17 protein-coding genes are annotated in these 15,570 nt (G+C 69.4%); 9 read left to right on the top strand and 8 right to left on the bottom strand.

Translation table 11 applies throughout. The features are described 5' to 3' along the window. On the bottom strand, nucleotides 1-833 hold an 833-nt coding region (locus VGO20_RS04855), incomplete at its 3' end, for an SAM-dependent methyltransferase (RefSeq protein WP_327501169.1). A gap of 162 nt (nucleotides 834-995) precedes the next feature. Continuing rightward, entirely contained in the window at nucleotides 996-1,469 is a 474-nt protein-coding gene (locus tag VGO20_RS04850) for a Ros/MucR family transcriptional regulator (protein WP_327501168.1), read from the bottom strand. Nucleotides 1,470-1,788: 319 nt separating this feature from the next. On the opposite strand from VGO20_RS04850, the gene fliG reads away from it, so the two are divergent. Both fliG and VGO20_RS04840 read left to right on the top strand, forming a co-directional pair. Next, nucleotides 1,789-2,811, top strand: a complete 1,023-nt coding sequence (fliG, locus tag VGO20_RS04845) for a flagellar motor switch protein FliG (RefSeq protein ID WP_327501167.1) — start codon at nucleotides 1,789-1,791, stop codon at nucleotides 2,809-2,811. Between the two features lie 554 nt (nucleotides 2,812-3,365). After that, nucleotides 3,366-3,551, top strand: coding sequence for a YdcH family protein (locus tag VGO20_RS04840; protein WP_327501166.1), 186 nt, complete (start codon nucleotides 3,366-3,368; stop codon nucleotides 3,549-3,551). Between the two features lie 34 nt (nucleotides 3,552-3,585). On the opposite strand, the gene VGO20_RS04835 is transcribed toward VGO20_RS04840, so the two are convergent. The 3 genes from VGO20_RS04835 to VGO20_RS04825 all read right to left on the bottom strand — a co-directional run bounded on the left by VGO20_RS04835 (nucleotide 3,586) and on the right by VGO20_RS04825 (nucleotide 4,658). Then, entirely contained in the window at nucleotides 3,586-4,062 is a 477-nt protein-coding gene (locus VGO20_RS04835; protein ID WP_327501165.1) for a hypothetical protein, read from the bottom strand. Nucleotides 4,063-4,180: 118 nt separating this feature from the next. Then, a complete protein-coding gene (locus VGO20_RS04830) occupies nucleotides 4,181-4,444 on the bottom strand; it encodes a hypothetical protein (protein WP_327501164.1) in 264 nt (87 codons plus the stop codon). A gap of 34 nt (nucleotides 4,445-4,478) precedes the next feature. Further along, nucleotides 4,479-4,658: a hypothetical protein gene (locus VGO20_RS04825; protein WP_327501163.1), complete on the bottom strand. Its 180-nt coding sequence runs from the start codon at nucleotides 4,656-4,658 to the stop codon at nucleotides 4,479-4,481. Nucleotides 4,659-4,928: 270 nt separating this feature from the next. Here VGO20_RS04825 and galE point away from each other — a divergent pair, with 270 nt between their 5' ends. Beyond that, nucleotides 4,929-5,924 carry a UDP-glucose 4-epimerase GalE gene (gene galE / locus VGO20_RS04820; RefSeq protein WP_327501162.1) on the top strand — a complete coding sequence of 332 codons (996 nt, stop codon included), beginning with the start codon at nucleotides 4,929-4,931 and terminating at the stop codon, nucleotides 5,922-5,924. A gap of 44 nt (nucleotides 5,925-5,968) precedes the next feature. Here galE and VGO20_RS04815 read toward each other — a convergent pair whose 3' ends face one another. Next, nucleotides 5,969-6,370 carry a hypothetical protein gene (locus tag VGO20_RS04815; RefSeq protein WP_327501161.1) on the bottom strand — a complete coding sequence of 134 codons (402 nt, stop codon included), beginning with the start codon at nucleotides 6,368-6,370 and terminating at the stop codon, nucleotides 5,969-5,971. 188 nt (nucleotides 6,371-6,558) lie between these two features. Here VGO20_RS04815 and VGO20_RS04810 point away from each other — a divergent pair, with 188 nt between their 5' ends. The 3 genes from VGO20_RS04810 to VGO20_RS04800 all read left to right on the top strand — a co-directional run bounded on the left by VGO20_RS04810 (nucleotide 6,559) and on the right by VGO20_RS04800 (nucleotide 9,553). Further along, nucleotides 6,559-7,053, top strand: coding sequence for a TRAP transporter small permease (locus VGO20_RS04810; protein WP_327501160.1), 495 nt, complete (start codon nucleotides 6,559-6,561; stop codon nucleotides 7,051-7,053). 3 nt (nucleotides 7,054-7,056) lie between these two features. Beyond that, nucleotides 7,057-8,358 (top strand): TRAP transporter large permease, encoded by a 1,302-nt coding sequence (locus VGO20_RS04805; protein ID WP_327501159.1) that lies wholly within the window; start codon nucleotides 7,057-7,059, stop codon nucleotides 8,356-8,358. 160 nt (nucleotides 8,359-8,518) lie between these two features. After that, nucleotides 8,519-9,553, top strand: coding sequence for a TRAP transporter substrate-binding protein (locus VGO20_RS04800; RefSeq protein ID WP_327501158.1), 1,035 nt, complete (start codon nucleotides 8,519-8,521; stop codon nucleotides 9,551-9,553). Nucleotides 9,554-9,667: 114 nt separating this feature from the next. On the opposite strand, the gene VGO20_RS04795 is transcribed toward VGO20_RS04800, so the two are convergent. Next, nucleotides 9,668-10,591, bottom strand: a complete 924-nt coding sequence (locus VGO20_RS04795) for a LysR substrate-binding domain-containing protein (RefSeq protein WP_327501157.1) — start codon at nucleotides 10,589-10,591, stop codon at nucleotides 9,668-9,670. A 120-nt stretch (nucleotides 10,592-10,711) separates the two neighbouring features. Between VGO20_RS04795 and VGO20_RS04790 the strand changes: the two genes are divergently transcribed. The 3 genes from VGO20_RS04790 to VGO20_RS04780 are packed head-to-tail and all read left to right on the top strand — an operon-like array spanning nucleotide 10,712 to nucleotide 14,183. Further along, a complete protein-coding gene (locus tag VGO20_RS04790; protein WP_327501156.1) occupies nucleotides 10,712-12,826 on the top strand; it encodes a 4Fe-4S dicluster domain-containing protein in 2,115 nt (704 codons plus the stop codon). Continuing rightward, nucleotides 12,826-13,872, top strand: coding sequence for an NAD(P)/FAD-dependent oxidoreductase (locus VGO20_RS04785; RefSeq protein WP_327501155.1), 1,047 nt, complete (start codon nucleotides 12,826-12,828; stop codon nucleotides 13,870-13,872). Before VGO20_RS04790 ends, VGO20_RS04785 begins: the two co-directional genes overlap by 1 nt. After that, nucleotides 13,869-14,183, top strand: a complete 315-nt coding sequence (locus tag VGO20_RS04780; protein ID WP_327501154.1) for a 2Fe-2S iron-sulfur cluster-binding protein — start codon at nucleotides 13,869-13,871, stop codon at nucleotides 14,181-14,183. The genes VGO20_RS04785 and VGO20_RS04780 overlap by 4 nt, the downstream gene beginning before the upstream one ends. Before the next feature lie 18 nt (nucleotides 14,184-14,201). Here the strand turns inward: VGO20_RS04780 and VGO20_RS04775 are convergent, their stop codons facing one another. Further along, on the bottom strand, nucleotides 14,202-15,416 hold the full coding sequence (locus VGO20_RS04775) for an SfnB family sulfur acquisition oxidoreductase (protein ID WP_327501153.1): 1,215 nt from the start codon (nucleotides 15,414-15,416) through the stop codon (nucleotides 14,202-14,204). Nucleotides 15,417-15,570: the final 154 nt, after the last annotated feature.

The raw sequence follows: 15,570 nt of genomic DNA, 5'->3' as shown, positions 1-15,570 counted from the left end.
GCGAGCGTGTGCTTCTCCAGAAAGCCGGTCAGGGTCTGGACCGCCTGGATGATGAGGTTCTTGTGCGTGTCCGTGATGTCTTCGGTGATGCGGATGTCGAGGTTGCGCTGCTGGAGCGACGTCACGACCTGCGAGATCGTGAGGACGTGCGGCTCGATCGGCTCGTTGTCGAGCCAGGAACGGGTCGCCGGCCCCGGGGCGGCCTGCTTTTCATATACGTAGTCGGTGAACAGGAGCTGCCCCTTCGGCTTCAGGCTCAGCTCGATCGCGTCGGTCAGCGCCTCGCGGTTCTTGATGAAGACGAAGGCTTCCTTGGCGAAGATGCAGTCGAAGCGCTTCGGGTGGCGGAAGGTCTCGGGATCGTAATGCGCGACCGGCGCCTGCTTGGCGAGGCCGGCCTTCACCGAACGTTCCATCGCCGCCTCGGCCAGGACCGGAGACGCCTCCAGGCCGGTGACCCAGCACCCGAAGGTCGAGGCCATCTGGCGGGTGGCCCCGCCGAGGCCGGCCGACAGGTCGAGCACGCTCATGGCCGGGTTCAGGCCGAGCGGCTTCACGAGGTAGGGGATGAAGTCCTCGCCGCCAGGGGTCGCGAAGCCCGACCCCCAGATCTTCTCGGCGACCTCGATCCGCGTCGCGGTCCAAAGAGGCCTGCCGAAACGACTGACGTTGCCGGCCTGACTGGCCGGCCCCGGTGGCCCGGGCGGCGGCGGAGGCGCCGGGAGACAGGTGGAAGGGGCATCGGCTTGCGCCGCCACCGGCGGCAGTTCGTAGCCTTCCCACCATGCGGCCAGGCGTCGTTTCCAGCCGAGTGACGTCTTCTCCTCGCTCATCGGTCGCTGCCGTCCCCGATCCGGCCCGTGACCCGGGCTCTGACCCGATGGTGCGTACGGCGCGCCTGAGGCCACCGCCCGCCCGACGACGGTAGACGGCGCGCCGTTAACCGAGGGTTAAGCCGGGACGATCACCGGCAGGGATGCCCACCGGCCGGTAGCTCACGCCGCGACGACCTCGTCCGGACCGTCGTCGACCGGGGTGCCGTCCTCGCGCCCCAACCTGCCCAGCCCGATCTTCTTGGCGAGATAGGAGCGCTGCTTGGCGTAGTCCGGCGCCACCATCGGATAGTCGGCGGGGAGATCCCATTTCCTGCGGTATTCGTCCGGCGTCATCCGGTAGCGCGACCAGAGGTGGCGCTTCAGCATCTTCAGCTTCTTGCCGTCCTCGAGGCAGACGATGTGATCGGGCCGGATCGAGCGGTTGATCGGGACCGCCGGCTGCGGCTTTTCCACCGACGGCGCGGGCTGTGGGCTGGCTGCGCCCGACAGGGCGCCGAACACGCCCTCGATCAGCCCCGCGAGCATGCCGGTCGGCAGCGTCGAGTTGCGGACATAGGCCGAAACTATGCGGGTGGTGAGCCGGACCAGCTCGGTCCTGTCCGTGGGGGCCGAATACGCCGTTTTGCTGTCCATATCCGCCGAACTTCTTGTTGAGAACGAAGAAAACATCACTCTCTAAAATCCTAAGGAATTATCGCCATCGCATCAAGACATAAAACAAACAGGTTCGTTGCCTTGCGTATCTGTCCCGAACGGATATGGGTTCGGCCCGGACCGGGATCGAATCCGATATCCCTTCGAGGCTCGCGCCCCGATGCCGCGGGCCGCTGCGAATGTTGCAGGAAGGCCACGCCTCCCCCTTCGGACGATGATGCGCTCACCTTCCGGTGCGGATTTGATCTATCATCGCGCGCATGAGCGGTGCGGGCGCACCGTGATGCGAGGACACGCCATGGCGACGCGCGTACGCGAGGACTACCGCAGCCTGACCGGACCGGAGAAGGCCTCGATCATGCTGCTGGCGCTGGGCGAAGAGCATGCGGCCAAGCTGTTCGGCTACATGGACGACGAGGAGATCCGCGAGCTTTCCCAGACCATGGCCAACCTGGGTACGGTCAGCGCCAACATCATCGAGCGCCTGTTCGTCGAGTTCGCGGAGCAGATCTCGAGCACGGGCTCGCTGGTCGGCAGCTACGACACGACGGAACGCCTGCTGCTGAAGGTCCTGGAAAAGGACCGCGTCGACCAGATCATGGAGGACATCCGCGGCCCGGCCGGCCGCACGATGTGGGACAAGCTCGGCAACGTCAACGAGACGGTGCTCGCCAACTACCTGAAGAACGAGTACCCGCAGACCGTCGCCCTCGTCCTGTCCAAGATCAAGTCGGACCATGCGTCGCGCGTGCTCGCCCTGCTGCCCGAGAGCTTCGCGATGGAAGTGATCATGCGCATGCTGCGCATGGAATCCGTGCAGAAGGAAGTGCTCGATCAGGTCGAGCGCACGCTTCGGACCGAGTTCATGTCCAACCTCGCGCGGACCAGCCGCCGCGACGCGCACGAGATGATGGCGGAGATCTTCAACCATCTCGACCGCAACACCGAGAACCGGTTCATCACCGCGCTGGAAGAACGCAACCGGGACAGCGCCGAGCGGATCAAGGCGCTGATGTTCACCTTCGAGGACCTGTCGAAGCTGGACCCGGCCGGCGTGCAGACGCTGCTCCGCGTGGTCGACAAGCCCAAGCTGGCGCTGGCGCTGAAGGGGGCTTCCGAGCAGCTCCGCGACCTGTTCTTCACCAACATGTCCGAGCGCGCCGCCAAGATCCTGCGCGAGGACATGGCCTCCATGGGCCCCGTCCGGGTGCGCGACGTCGACGAGTCGCAGATGTACATGGTCCAGCTCGCCAAGGACCTGGCGGCGCGCGGCGAGATCGTGCTCGCCGAAGGCAAGGGCGAAGACGAGCTGATCTACTAGGGGCCGTCGATATTCGTCGTGGTTCCAAGAGCGGTGTAGGCCAAGGCCGCCTTCAGCCGCGACATGCTTGAGGCCGTCGCCGAGCAGGCGCTTTCCTCATGGCCTGCCGGTGGCTCCGCCTTCCGGAAAATAGTGCGATGAACGTCGGCGGACTGGCACGGCGCCCCGAGCGGGATGCGGCCCCGCCCCGTCACATGGGCGCTGTCCGGCCCGGGCAACATGGAGGCAGCTCCGCCCTGAATGGGAGAAGAGTCGGAAAGGATGGTAGATGAGTTATTTCGGCCCTTTTCTCTGAAATTCTATCTTCTGTGACCGCACCCCCAATACGAGGTAAAATAGCTCAAAACGCCTTGAAAATGTGTCACTCCCCGTCTCGCACCCGACAACTGAGAAGAAGCAGGAACCATCCCGAATCGGCTCCTCCCCGATGCGGCGATACTTCCGCCGGTGAGTGCGAATCCTCTTGCAGACACTTCTGTCTTCCACGACACTGATTCTCGACGGTGCGCTCGGGCGCATCCTGCGCCCGGTCCCAGGCTTCAAGGAGGACTGCGATGTCGGAAGAACCGAGCCTCGACTCGCTTCGCGAACGCCACGCCACCCTGGACCATCTCATCTGGGAAGAAGAAAAGCGCCTCTGGCCCGACGAGATCGGACTGAAGCGCATGAAGATTGAAAAGCTGCACACGAAGGAGCGGATCGACCATCTGCTCACCCACACGCGAAGCGCCGCCGAGTAGCGGCGGCACGCGCGGGCCGGGCCGATCGGAGGGATCATCGAACGGCCGACACGGGTCCCGTAGCCACCGCGAGGCAGTTCGCGACGACGGGATAGCATTCCCCGACCGCGTCGCCGCTGTAGCGGACCTGCTGGACGACCCCGTTGCGGACCGTGAAGGTCGCTTCGCACGCATCCCGCTGGATACCCCCTCCGGCCGTCCCGAGCGGCAGGCCGAGGCCAAAGCCGAAACCACCGCCGCCGGTCCCGAGGCCGACGCCCAGCGACGTCGTCGGGCCGGCGGTGCCCGCACCCTGCGCGCCGACATAGGTGAAGAAGTCGGTGCCGGCGGCGCTGGCGCGCCGTTCCGGCACGCCGGCACAGGAGAGCAGCGTCTCGACCGGCATGCCGACCAGCGCGTCCTGGGCCTGCATGACCTCGTCGGTCCGCGGATTGGCGCAGGCGGCCAGAAGGGCCAACCCCGAGAGGGCCGCAAGACTGCGGGCAGCGGTGCGAAGCATGATCGCGGACATCGGCGGTTCCTTCCTGCCATTCCCCAAGGACGCTCGGCGCCATCTCGAGGCGCCCGTCCATCACGTGAACAGGTGAATGCCAGCCGAGGTCCCGCGCGGAAAAGGCGAGTGCCGGGGATCAGTCGTAGATAGGCGCCTCGTGAGCCTCGTACTCCGCCCGGTTCAACTCGAGGAGGCAGCCGGCGGTGTCGCCGGCCCGGTACCTGTCCGCGGCCTCGCGCGCGAGCGCGTCGACCTCCGGCTTGGTGGACAGAGCCTGGATGCGCTCCCAGCGTTCGGGCTGGCAGATCCCGGCGCCGGCAACGTCCGTGCCGGGCGAAGTCCCTGCCAGGGATGAGCATCCGGCGAGGACGAGAGCGGCGGCGATACCAGCGATGCGCATGGCGAACTCCCACGATCCCAGGGATGAGGCGTCGTTACCAGCCGAACAGGATCACGACCACCACGAGCACCAGCAGGCCGGTGGCGAATATCCAGCGGCGGGCCGGCGTGTTCAGCACGATCCTGCCCTGCCGCGCCCGTTCCCCCGACACCACGGGGCCGCGCGACGATGCGTCGACGGGCCGCTCCCGAATATGCCGATCCTCTTCCGCCATGGTCCCGCGCCGTGCTCCCGTTCCGGTCTCGAGACGTGAACCGGGCACACCTGCCGGAGTTCCGCGCGGCTGACCGGAAGGCTTGCCCCCCGATGCCCCGAACGGAGATCACCGGGATGCGCCACTGACAGGCACCGGGCCGTTCCCTAACTCTGGGTGGAGCCGCGGCCCGAAGGCCGCCTTCCCGATGCCCGGAGCGTTGCCGATCATGCCGGTTGCCATGCCTTACTCCCCGCAGTCGCCCTCCCCCGGCAACCGGAGGGCCGGCCGGTGAACGACACTCCGATCCTGGTCACCGGCGGGGCCGGCTACATCGGTTCCCATGCCGTGCTGGCCCTGCTGGACGCCGGCTTCCGCCCGGTCGTGCTCGACGACCTGTCGACCGGCAACCCGGCGCTGGTCCCGGACGGGGTCCCCCTGGTCCGCGGCAATGTCGGCGACCGGGCGCGGGTCGTGGACACGCTGAAGCGGTTCGACGTACGGGCGGTCCTGCATTTCGCCGGCAGCATCATCGTCCCGGAGTCGGTGGAACGGCCGCTCGACTACTACCGGAACAACACGGCCAACAGTCTTTCCCTGTTCCAGGGCTGCCTGGACGCCGGCGTGGACAAGGTGATCTTCTCCTCCACCGCCGCCGTCTACGGGCAGCCGGAGCAGGTCCCGGTGACGGAGGAGACGAGGCCCGCCCCGATCAATCCCTACGGCGCCTCCAAGCTGATGACCGAGCAGATGCTGGCCGACGCGGACCCGGCGCACGGGCTGCGCAGCGTCGTCCTGCGCTACTTCAACGTCGCCGGCGCCGACCCGCAGATGCGGACCGGGCAGATGTCGGCGACGACCACCCATCTGATCCGCGCGGCCTGCGAAACGGCCCTCGGCCGCCGGGCGCGGCTCGACGTCTTCGGCACCGACTACCCGACCGCGGACGGCACCTGCGTGCGCGACTTCATCCACGTGTCGGACTTGGCCGAAGCCCATGTGCTGGCGCTCCGCCATCTGCTGGACGGCGGCCCCAGCCTGGTGCTGAACTGCGGCTACGGCCGGGGATATTCGGTCCGCGACGTCGTTTCCGCGATACAGGGGATCACGGGCCGGCCCCTGCCGGTCCGCGAGGCACCCAGGCGCGCCGGCGATCCGCCGAGCGTCGTGGCCGACAACAGCAAGATCAGGGAGCTTCTCGGCTGGCGCGCCCGGCACGACGACCTGCGCACCATCATCGCCACCTCGCTGGAATGGCAGCGCCGCCTTCCCAGCCATGCGGCGTAGCGGTCCCGCGCGCGGGCGCCTGACGGCGCCCGCAGTTCCGGCGGTCAGCCCCCGGCCAGTTCCCGCTCGGGCACGAAGTCGCCGCTGAGGGCGCCGTGCGTGAGATAGCGGTCGAGCGCCTTCTCGGTGACGATCATCACGTCGCGCACTTCCGGCGCCCTTTCGATCTGGAGCTCGATGCGCGCCAGCGTGCCGCGCAGCTCCGCGTCGACGAAGCGCGAGGCGCGCAGCAGATGCTCGCGGCTGACCGCGTTCACATAGGCCGAGGGCGGAGTGCCGGCGACGTCGATGACGCCGATCCGGCACCAGCCGTCGCACATCGCCTGCCAGCGCAGCGTGCGCACGACCTCCTCGGGCGAGCCGCTCGGCGGCTGCTGGAGCCCCAGCTGCAGCGCGGCCACCAGCAGGTAGTCGTCATGCGCGCCGAGATGGTTGTCCAGCTGCACGATCGAACTCGACCGCCCTTCCCCGGCAGGACGGAACCAGTAACGTCGGGACGGTGAGATCTTGGCCATGGCGCGCCGCTCGGTTTCGATACCGGGCACAATGTGACCGCCGGCCCGCCCTGCCGCAAGCCCCCGATTCCTCATCGATGAGGATTGCCCGGCCCCCCGCGACCGGGGACGCTGCCGGAATGAGAAGCCTCCCCGCATCGATGCTGGCCCGCATCAACGGCACCGCCGAGGTCCTGGCGGCCGCCTGTCTCGCCGCGATGACCGGCATCGTCACGGTCGACGTCGTGTCGCGCTACGTCTTCAACGCGCCGGTCGCATCCAGCATCGAGCTGGTCGAGGCGATGATCGTGGGTTGCGTGTTCCTGGCGCTGCCCGCGGCGTCCGCCACCGGCACCCACGTCACCATCGACTACTTCGAGCGCGCGCTGTCGCGGCGGCTCGCCGCCGCGGTCGGGACGATGGCCGACCTGCTCATCGCCGCCGTGCTGGCCTATCTCGCCTATGCGATGGCGCGCCGGGGCCTGGAGATGATCGCCGCCGGCGATCAGTCGCCCGTCCTGCGGCTCCCGGTCGGCGGCATGGCCCTGGTCATGGGCGGGTGCTGCGCGCTGACGGCCCTGGTCCACGCCTTCGCCGTCCTGGCGCGCGGCGGGCCCCCCGATACGGAACCCTGACGCATGCTCGAAGCCTCCCTCGCGTTCCTGGCCCTCTTCGCCCTCAGCCTGCTGCGCGTGCCGCTGGCCTTCGCGATGGGCATCGTCGGCTTCGCCGGCATGGCCCTGAAGCTGTCGCCGTCGGTCGCCCTGGCGAGCGTGGTCCAGACCCTCTACGAGACCGGCGCCCAGTACACGCTGTCGGTCATCCCGCTGTTCATCCTGATGGGCGACCTCGTCACCCGCGCGGGGATGTCGCGCGAGCTATACGCGCTGGCCTACAGCTTCGTCGGCCACCGGCGCGGCGGGCTCGCGACGTCGACCGTGCTCGCCTGCGCGGGCTTCGGCGCGATCTGCGGATCGAGCCTCGCGACGACCGCGACCTTCTCCAAGGTGGCGCTGCCGGAGATGGAGGCGCGCGGCTACAAGCCCGGCCTGGCCACCGGCGCGATCGCCGCGGGCGGCACGCTCGGCGTGCTGATCCCGCCCTCGGTGATCATGGTGCTCTACGGCATCCTGACCAACACCAACATCGGCGCCCTGTTCGCGGCGGCGGTGCTGCCGGGGCTCGTCGCGGTAGCGCTGTACGCCGGGGCCGTGGCCTGGACGACCTGGCGGGACCCCGAGGCCGGGCCCGCCGGCGACCGCGCTTCCTGGCGCCTGCGCCTGCGCGCCGCGCGCGACGTCTGGGCGGTCATCGCGCTGTTCTCGGTCGTGCTGGGCGGCATCTACGGCGGCATCTTCACCCCGACCGAGGCCGCGGCGGTCGGCGCCTTCGGCGCGCTGGTGTTCGCCGCCGCCCGCAGGGCGGCCGGCTTGCGCGAGCTGGTCGGGGTATTCCGCCAGACCGCTCGCACGACCGCGATGCTGTTCGCGATCCTGACCGGCGCCCTGGTCTTCGCGAACTACATCAACTTCACGACCCTTTCGATGGACCTGACGGCCTTCGTCGGCTCGTTCTCGGTCCATCCGCTGCTGGTCGTGGCGGCGATGGTGCTCGTCTACCTGCTGCTCGGCTGCGTGCTCGAGAGCATCTCGATGATCGTGCTCACCGTACCGGTGTTCTTCCCGCTGATGACGGGGCTGGGCTTCGACCCGGTCTGGTTCGGAATCGTCGTCGTCGTCGTGACCGAGATCAGCCTGATCACACCGCCGCTGGGCATGAATGTCTTCGTGCTGCGCACCCTGGTGCCGCACGTGCCGACCGGCGTGGTGTTCCGCGGCCTCGGCCCGTTCGTCGCCGCCGACGTCTTCCGCGTCGCGTTGCTGGTGACGGTGCCCTGGCTCAGCCTCGCGCTGCCGCGCGCCTTCGGCCTGCTGCATTGACCCCGGGGAATGGCGCAGGGAACGGCGCCGCCGCTTCCCATCCTCATGGATGAGGAATGACGCGCCCCGGCAGCCGCCGGATGCTGCCCCACGAAACCGACGTCCGAGAAGAAGCCCGATCCCGCCGGGACGCAACGGGCCGGACCCCAAGGAGGAAGTCATGAAGAAGCGCCTAGCATCGCTGCTCCCCGCCCTGGCACTCGTCCTCGTCCTCGCCGCGCCCGCCGACGCCCGGGCCCAGACCGTGCTGCGCCTGACCAACTGGCTGCCCCAGCAGCACGTCATCTTCAAGGACGTGCTGCAGGTCTGGGCGAGCCAGGTCGAAGAGGCGACCGAAGGCCGGGTCAAGATCCAGGTCCTGCCGAAACCCGTCGCCAACCCCGGCGGTACCTTCGACGCGGTCGCGAGCGGCATCGCCCATGTCGCCGCGGTCGTGCACGGCTACTCGCCCGGGCGCTTCCCGCTGGCCACGCTGGCGGAGTTCAGCGGCACCGGCGAGACCGCGGAAGCCGCCTCGGTGGCCTACCAGCGCATCTACGAACGCGAGTTGGCAGCGATCGACCAGCACCCCGGCGTCCGGACCCTTGCCGTGTTCACGAACGGCCCCGGCTATATCTTCAACACGAAGCGGCCGATCCGCACCCTCGACGACCTCGCCGGTCTGCGCTTTCGCGTCGGCGGCGGCGTCGTCAACGACATCGCCGACGCGCTCGGCGTCGCGGCCGTGCTGAAGCCGGCCAACGAGTCCTACGAGCTGGTCAGCGCCGGCGTCGTCGACGGCGTGTTCTTCCCGACGGAGCCGATCCGCTCCTTCAACCTGGACCGGTTCATCCGCTACGGCACGGCGGTGCGCGGCGGCCTCTACAACACGAGTTGGGCGCTGATCATGAACGCCGCCGCCTTCGACGAGCTGTCGGAGGAGGACCGGGCGGCCATCCTGTCCGTCTCCGGCGAGCAGGTGGCGCGGCTGGCCGGCCGCGCCCAGGACGTGAACGAGGAAGCCGCCCACGAGGCCATCGTCGCCAACGGCGTCGAGATGATCCAGGCCGACGAGGCGTTCATGAAGGATCTCCTGGCCCGGACGCGGCCGCTGGAGGATGCCTGGGCGAAGGAGGTCGCGAAGCTGGGGGTCGACGGCGCCGCCCTGCTCTCGGCCTACCGGCAGGAACTGGAGAACGCCGCGGCCTCGAACTGAGCCGTCCAGCCGAGGCCCATCCCGGCGGGCGCGGGGTCTTCCCCGCGCCCGTGCCCTTGATCACGCACGGCTACGCTCGCGCCTTGATCACGCGCGGCTGCGCTCGCGCCTTTATCACGCGCGGCTGCGCTCGCGCAGGCGCCGGCCGAGGATCTCCAGCAGGACGGAACGCATCCAGCGGTTCCCGCCGTCGCGGTGGAACCGCTCGTGCCAGTACTGCGCGATCTCGATGACCGGCAGTTCCAGCGGCGGCTCGATGGTCGCGAGCCCCAGCTCGGGCACGATGAAGGATGCGAGATTGCCGGGCAGCGTCAGGACGGCATCCGTGTGCCTGACCACCATGGCGGCCGCCACGAAGCCCGGCACCCGCAGCACCACGTTCTCCGGCGGTATGGCCGCCTCCAGGACCCTCACCGCCTCGCGATGGGCATGGCCCAGGCCGGACGCCGCGACCATGACGTGGCGCGCGGCGAGGAACGCATCCGCGTCGCCCGCTCGCTCCAGGAGCGGGTGGCCCGGCCGCACCACGGCGACGTGCCGCTCGGTGAACAGCTTGCGCCGCCTTATGCCGCGATCCAGGTCCGGGAATGCGCCGACGGCCAGGTCGACTTCGCCGCTCTCCAGCCTGGGCTGGAGCTGGCGCGCGTCGAGCTGGACCAGCTCCAGCCTGACGCCGGGCGCGTCCTGCTGGAGGCGCGCCATCAGGGGCGGCGCCAGCCGCGCAGCACCGACGTCGCTGATGAAGAAGCGGAAGCTCCGCCGCGAGTGCGCGGGCACGAAGCCGGTCGTCTCCACCCACAAGGCGCGCGAGGCGTCGAGGATCTGGCGCACGGGCTCCGCCAACTCGATCGCCTTGGCCGTCGGCTCCATCGCCGAGCCCACCCGGACGAAGAGCGGGTCGCGGAAATACAGGCGGAGCTTCGCCAGCACCTTGCTGACATTGGGCTGCGTCGTGTCCAGGGCATGGGCCGCCCGGGTCAGGCTGCGTTCGCGCAGGACGGTCTCCAGCACCTTCAGATGCTGGAGGCTGACGTCCACTTCATGCCGATCCGGAATGATATTCATGCCGTAGCGAGTATAGGCATCCGGCCGGACCATTGCTAGCCTTCACGCCACGTCCAGCATCCGCCACGCGGCGGGCATCAAGGGAGACGGCAGATGCGGCTCCATTCCAACCGGCAACGCCCCCACCATCTCGGCCCCCTCGCCCTCGAGCGCCTGCGCCGCGATCCCGATGCGCCCGTCGCCGCAGGGGCGATGCCGGCCGACGGCATCGAGGCGGCACCGGACTCGGCCGCCGGCAGCATCCGCGAATACGCGGAGCTGTTCGCGGGCATGCTCGCCGGGCAGCCGGCACCGGGGCGCGCATCCGTCCCCGAGGACCCGGCGGTGCGCGCCGAGAACCTGAAGGCGTCGGCCTATTTCCTCGACGCGACGATCGCGGCCTGCTGCGCGATCGACCCGGCGGAGCGGGCCGGCCTGCCGGACGGCCACACCCACGCGCTGGTCTTCGCGGTCGAGTTCGGCCGCGAACCCGCGGAGGGAGAACCCGGCGACCTGTGGATCCGCGGCACGAACGCCGCCCGCACCGACATGCGCTGCGCCGAGATCGCCGCCGTGCTGGCGGGCTACGTCCGCCGGCTCGGCTACTCCGCGCGCGGGCATTTCGCCGGCGACGCGCTGGTCGATCTCGCCCGGCTCGCGGTCGGGGCCGGCGTGGCCCGGGTCGAGAACGGGCGGCTGGCGGCCCCGTTCCTGCGCCGCGGCTTCCGCGTCGGCGCGGTGACGATGGACTACCGGGTCGCGGCCGACCTGCCGCTCGCCCCGGAAAGCGACCTCGGCTGCGACGCGCCCGGGGTCTACATGGGCGAGGACGGCACGCGGCCGGGCTGGCACTACGACGAGGAGGAGGCCCGGCCGCTGCATCTCGGCCGCTATCCCATGGAGACGATCAGGCGGGTCGACGAGCCGACGACGCTGGTGATCGCGCAGGAGATCCGGCGCGTGCCCAAGCGCGCCGACTTCTTCAAGCGCGCGGAGGCCGGCGACCTCGGCGAGAAGGCGATGCGGGAGAAGAAGCGCTTCCCGATGAAGCACCCGCTGGCACTGGGCATGCAGCCGCTGATCCAGGGCATGGTGCCGCACCAGGGCACCCGCACGCCGCTGGCGCCGACCGGGCGCGGCGGGGAGCTGGGCGACCCCGAGCGCAACGCGCAGGCGATCAAGGCTCTCGGCTACCATCTCGGCGCCGACTTCGTCGGCATCTGCCGCGCCGAGCCGTGGATGTACTATTCCCACGACGACGTCGAGGGCGCCCCGATCGAGCCCTACCACACCTACGCCGTCGTGATGCTGATCGACCAGGGCTTCGAGACGATGGAGGGAGCGTCCGGGGACGACTGGATCTCCGCCTCGCAGTCCATGCGCGCCTACATGCGCGGCGCGGAGATCGCCGGCATCATGGCCGGCCATTGCCGCATGATGGGATATTCGGCCCGGTCCCATTCCAACGCCCATTCCGAGGTGATCCACAACCCGGCCATCCTGATGGCCGGGCTGGGCGAGGTGTCGCGCATCGGCGACACGCTGCTGAACCCGTTCATCGGCCCGCGCTCGAAATCGGTGGTGTTCACCACCGACCTGCCGATGGCGGTCGACCGGCCGATCGACTTCGGCGTCCAGGACTTCTGCGCGCAGTGCCGCAAATGCGCGCGCGAATGCCCGTGCAACGCCATCTCCTTCGGCTCCAAGGTGATGTTCAACGGCTACGAGATCTGGAAGGCCGACGTCGAGAAATGCACGAAGTACCGCGTCACCCAGATGAAGGGGTCGGCGTGCGGGCGGTGCATGAAGATGTGCCCGTGGAACCGGGAGGACACGGTCGAGGCGCGCCGGCTGGTCGAGCTGTCGATCGCGGTGCCCGCCGCGCGCCCGGCGATCATCGCGATGGACGACGTCCAGGAGAACGGCAGGCGCAACCCCGCCAAGCGGTGGTGGTTCGACCTGGAGGTCGTGGACGGCGTCGCCGGCCCGCCGGTCGCCGGCACCAACGAGCGCGACATCAGCCCGGGCCGCGACGACAAGCTCGGCCGCAGCCAGCGGCTCGCCCTGTTCCCGCCTGACCTCCAGCCGCCGGGCGGGACGACGCTGGCGCAGGCGGTCCCGGTCGACCGGGCGGCCGGCATCGAAGCCTACGCACGGGCCGAGACGCCCGGGCAGGCGCGCGAGCGCCTGGCTCGGACCGAGGGGATCGGGCCGGCGGACCGCAACTGATGGAGACGGAAGAGATGACCGACGGCGAGATCCGGACCGACGCGCTGATCGTCGGCGCCGGCCCGGTAGGGTTGTTCGCGGTGTTCGAGCTCGGCCTGCTTGACCTGTCGTGCCACGTCGTCGACGTGCTCGACAGGCCCGGCGGGCAATGCGCGGAGTTCTATCCGGAGAAGCCGATCTACGACATCCCCGGCCTGCCGGTGTGCACGGGGCAGGAGCTGATCGACAACCTGCTCCGGCAGATCCGCCCGTTCGCGCCGAGCTTCCATCTCGGCCAGACCGTGAGCGAGGTGCGCCCAGCCGGGGACGGCGGATGGCACGTGCGCACCGACCAGGGCACGGCGTTCCACGCCGGCGTGCTGGTGGTGGCCGCGGGGGCGGGCTGCTTCACGCCGCGCCGGCCGCCGATCCCGGGCATCGAGGCGTACGAGGGCGGGAGCGTGCTCTACGCCGTGCGCAGCATCGAGGCGATGCGCGGCAAGCGCGTCGTGATCGCCGGGGGCGGCGATTCGGCGCTGGACTGGACGCTGAACCTGCACGAGGTGGCGCAGCGCGTCACCCTCGTCCACCGGCGGCCGGAGTTCCGCGCGGCACCGGAATCGGCGCGCCAGATGCTGGAGCTGGCCGAGGCGGGCAGGATCGACTTCGTGCTGGGCGAATGCGCGGAGCTGCAGGGGGCCGGCGGCGAGCTGTCGGCGGTGGTCGTGAAGACGGCGGACGGCGGGCGCGTCGCAGTCCCCGCCGACCGGCTGCTGCCCTTCTTCGGGCTGACGATGAAGCTGGGGCCGATCGCCGACTGGGGGCTGGACCTGGCCGAGGGCCGCATCCGCGTCGATACCGAGAAGTTCGAGACCAGCGTGCCGCGGATCTTCGCGATCGGCGACATCAACCACTATCCCGGCAAGCTGAAGCTGATCCTGTCGGGCTTCCACGAGGGGGCGCTGATGGCGCAGCAGGCGTTCCGCTACCTGCGCCCCGACAAGAAGCTGCTGTTCCAGTACACGACGACCTCCACGAACCTTCAGAAGAAGTTCCAGGCCGCATGAAGATCCACGTCACCGACTATGCCGGCGCCACGCACGAGATCCACGCCGAGGCGGACTGGCCCCTGATGGAATGCATCAAGGCGGCGGGACTGCCGCTGCCGGCGGAATGCGGCGGCTGCTGCCTGTGCTCGACCTGCCACGTCTACGTGGCGCCGGAATGGGCCGCCCGCCTGCCCTCGCGCTCGGCCGACGAGGAGACGACGCTCGCCGACGCGCCCGACGTCCTCGACGCGTCCAGGCTGTCCTGCCAGATCCGCATCACCCCCGACCTCGACGGGCTGGCGGTCACGCTGGCGCCCACGCTCGCCTGACTTCAGGCGTACCTGACTTCAGACATAGTTGTGGCGGCGGGGGTGGACGGAGTTCAGGTAGTAGTCGCCGACGAGGTTGTACTTCCAGCGCACCGGGTCGTGCAGCGTGTGGGTCCGGGCGTTTCTCCAGTGGCGGTCCAGATTGTAGCCCTCCGACGTCGCGCTCGCGCCGGAGAGCTCGAACAGCTTGTTGGCCGCGAGGATGGCCAGCTCGGTGGTCAGGACCTTGGCGCAGGCCACGTCGACGGAAGCGGCCGCCACCTCGTCCTCGCTCGGCACCTCGCCGGTGAGGTCGAGGCGCATGGCGGCCCGGTCGAGGGCGGCCTCGGCCGCGAACAGGCGGATCTTGAGGTCGCCGACGGCCTGGATCACGTAGGGGTCCTCCGACGCCCTGGCGAGCCCGCTGTCGGGCCAGGGCCGCGACTTGGTATTGACGAATGCGATCGTCTCCGCGATCGCGCCGCGCGCCATGCCGGCATCGATCCAGGCGTGCAGGAACTGCGACACGGGACCGGCGAGCGTCGGGCGCTCGTAGGCGGCCTGGAGCGGCACGACGTGCTCCGGCTCCACCGGGACGTCGCGCAGCTCCGTCGTGCCGCTGGCCGTCGTCTTCTGGCCGAAGCCCGTCCAGTCGTCGATCACCTCGACGCCGGGGCTTTCGCGCGGGACGAAGACCTGGACGAAGCGACCGTCGTCGTCGATCGCGTTCACGGCGATCCAGTGGGCGAACAGCACCCCCGTCGTGTAGAACTTGCGGCCGCTGAGCCGCAGCCCGCCCTGCGTCCGGACCAGCCGGGTCTTGATGTCCATCGCGTGCTTCGTGCCGCGTTCCGAGGCGGCTTGGCCGATGCGCTTGCCGAGCAGCACCTCCCGGAAGAAGAACTCCTTCTGCGCTTCCGTTCCGGTCAGCGCGAGGACGTCCAGGGCATAGAAGTGGTTCTTCGGGATCTGGGCGATCGACGGGTCCGCCTCGGCGACGATGCCGAACACGGCCCCGAGCGTTGCGCAGGACACGCCGGGCCCGCCGTATTCCCGCGGCACGTTCAGGGCCCAGAGCCCCGTCGCGGAGTACTGCTCGACCTCCTCGAAGGGGAGCCGCCTCTCCCGGTCCCGGGCTGCGGCTCCCGGCGCGATCAGCGCCGCGAACCGCCGGGCCGCATCGATGGCCTCGCCCTCGTCGGCGATGCGGTGCGTGGTCGGCTCGACGTCGGCGACGTTCAAGGATGTCTGCATGAAACCCTCCCGATTGGCCTCGTAGGCTGACTCACGCACGGTGAGCAGGTAAAGAGAAAATACACGAAGACCGCCTATCACTGAAGAACTACTCTTAATATCCGAGCCATACGTCCAAAACATCACGAAGCATCCTTCGACTGAATGCAATCCG

Source organism: Arenibaculum sp., assembly GCF_035998295.1.
GTDB lineage: Bacteria > Pseudomonadota > Alphaproteobacteria > Azospirillales > Azospirillaceae > DASYHS01.
Note: the sequence above shows the minus strand (reverse complement) of the source record. Positions and strands in the feature narration are given on the sequence as shown.

Bases quoted from the DNA above. Each gene is read 5' to 3' on its own strand.
- VGO20_RS04850 (WP_327501168.1), bottom strand. From the start codon at position 1,469: ATGGACAGCAAAACGGCGTATTCGGCCCCCACGGACAGGACCGAGCTG.
- fliG (WP_327501167.1), top strand. From the start codon at position 1,789: ATGGCGACGCGCGTACGCGAGGACTACCGCAGCCTGACCGGACCGGAG.
- VGO20_RS04840 (WP_327501166.1), top strand. From the start codon at position 3,366: ATGTCGGAAGAACCGAGCCTCGACTCGCTTCGCGAACGCCACGCCACC.
- VGO20_RS04835 (WP_327501165.1), bottom strand. From the start codon at position 4,062: ATGTCCGCGATCATGCTTCGCACCGCTGCCCGCAGTCTTGCGGCCCTC.
- VGO20_RS04830 (WP_327501164.1), bottom strand. From the start codon at position 4,444: ATGCGCATCGCTGGTATCGCCGCCGCTCTCGTCCTCGCCGGATGCTCA.
- VGO20_RS04825 (WP_327501163.1), bottom strand. From the start codon at position 4,658: ATGGCGGAAGAGGATCGGCATATTCGGGAGCGGCCCGTCGACGCATCG.
- VGO20_RS04810 (WP_327501160.1), top strand. From the start codon at position 6,559: ATGAGAAGCCTCCCCGCATCGATGCTGGCCCGCATCAACGGCACCGCC.
- VGO20_RS04805 (WP_327501159.1), top strand. From the start codon at position 7,057: ATGCTCGAAGCCTCCCTCGCGTTCCTGGCCCTCTTCGCCCTCAGCCTG.
- VGO20_RS04800 (WP_327501158.1), top strand. From the start codon at position 8,519: ATGAAGAAGCGCCTAGCATCGCTGCTCCCCGCCCTGGCACTCGTCCTC.
- VGO20_RS04790 (WP_327501156.1), top strand. From the start codon at position 10,712: ATGCGGCTCCATTCCAACCGGCAACGCCCCCACCATCTCGGCCCCCTC.
- VGO20_RS04785 (WP_327501155.1), top strand. From the start codon at position 12,826: ATGGAGACGGAAGAGATGACCGACGGCGAGATCCGGACCGACGCGCTG.
- VGO20_RS04780 (WP_327501154.1), top strand. From the start codon at position 13,869: ATGAAGATCCACGTCACCGACTATGCCGGCGCCACGCACGAGATCCAC.
- VGO20_RS04775 (WP_327501153.1), bottom strand. From the start codon at position 15,416: ATGCAGACATCCTTGAACGTCGCCGACGTCGAGCCGACCACGCACCGC.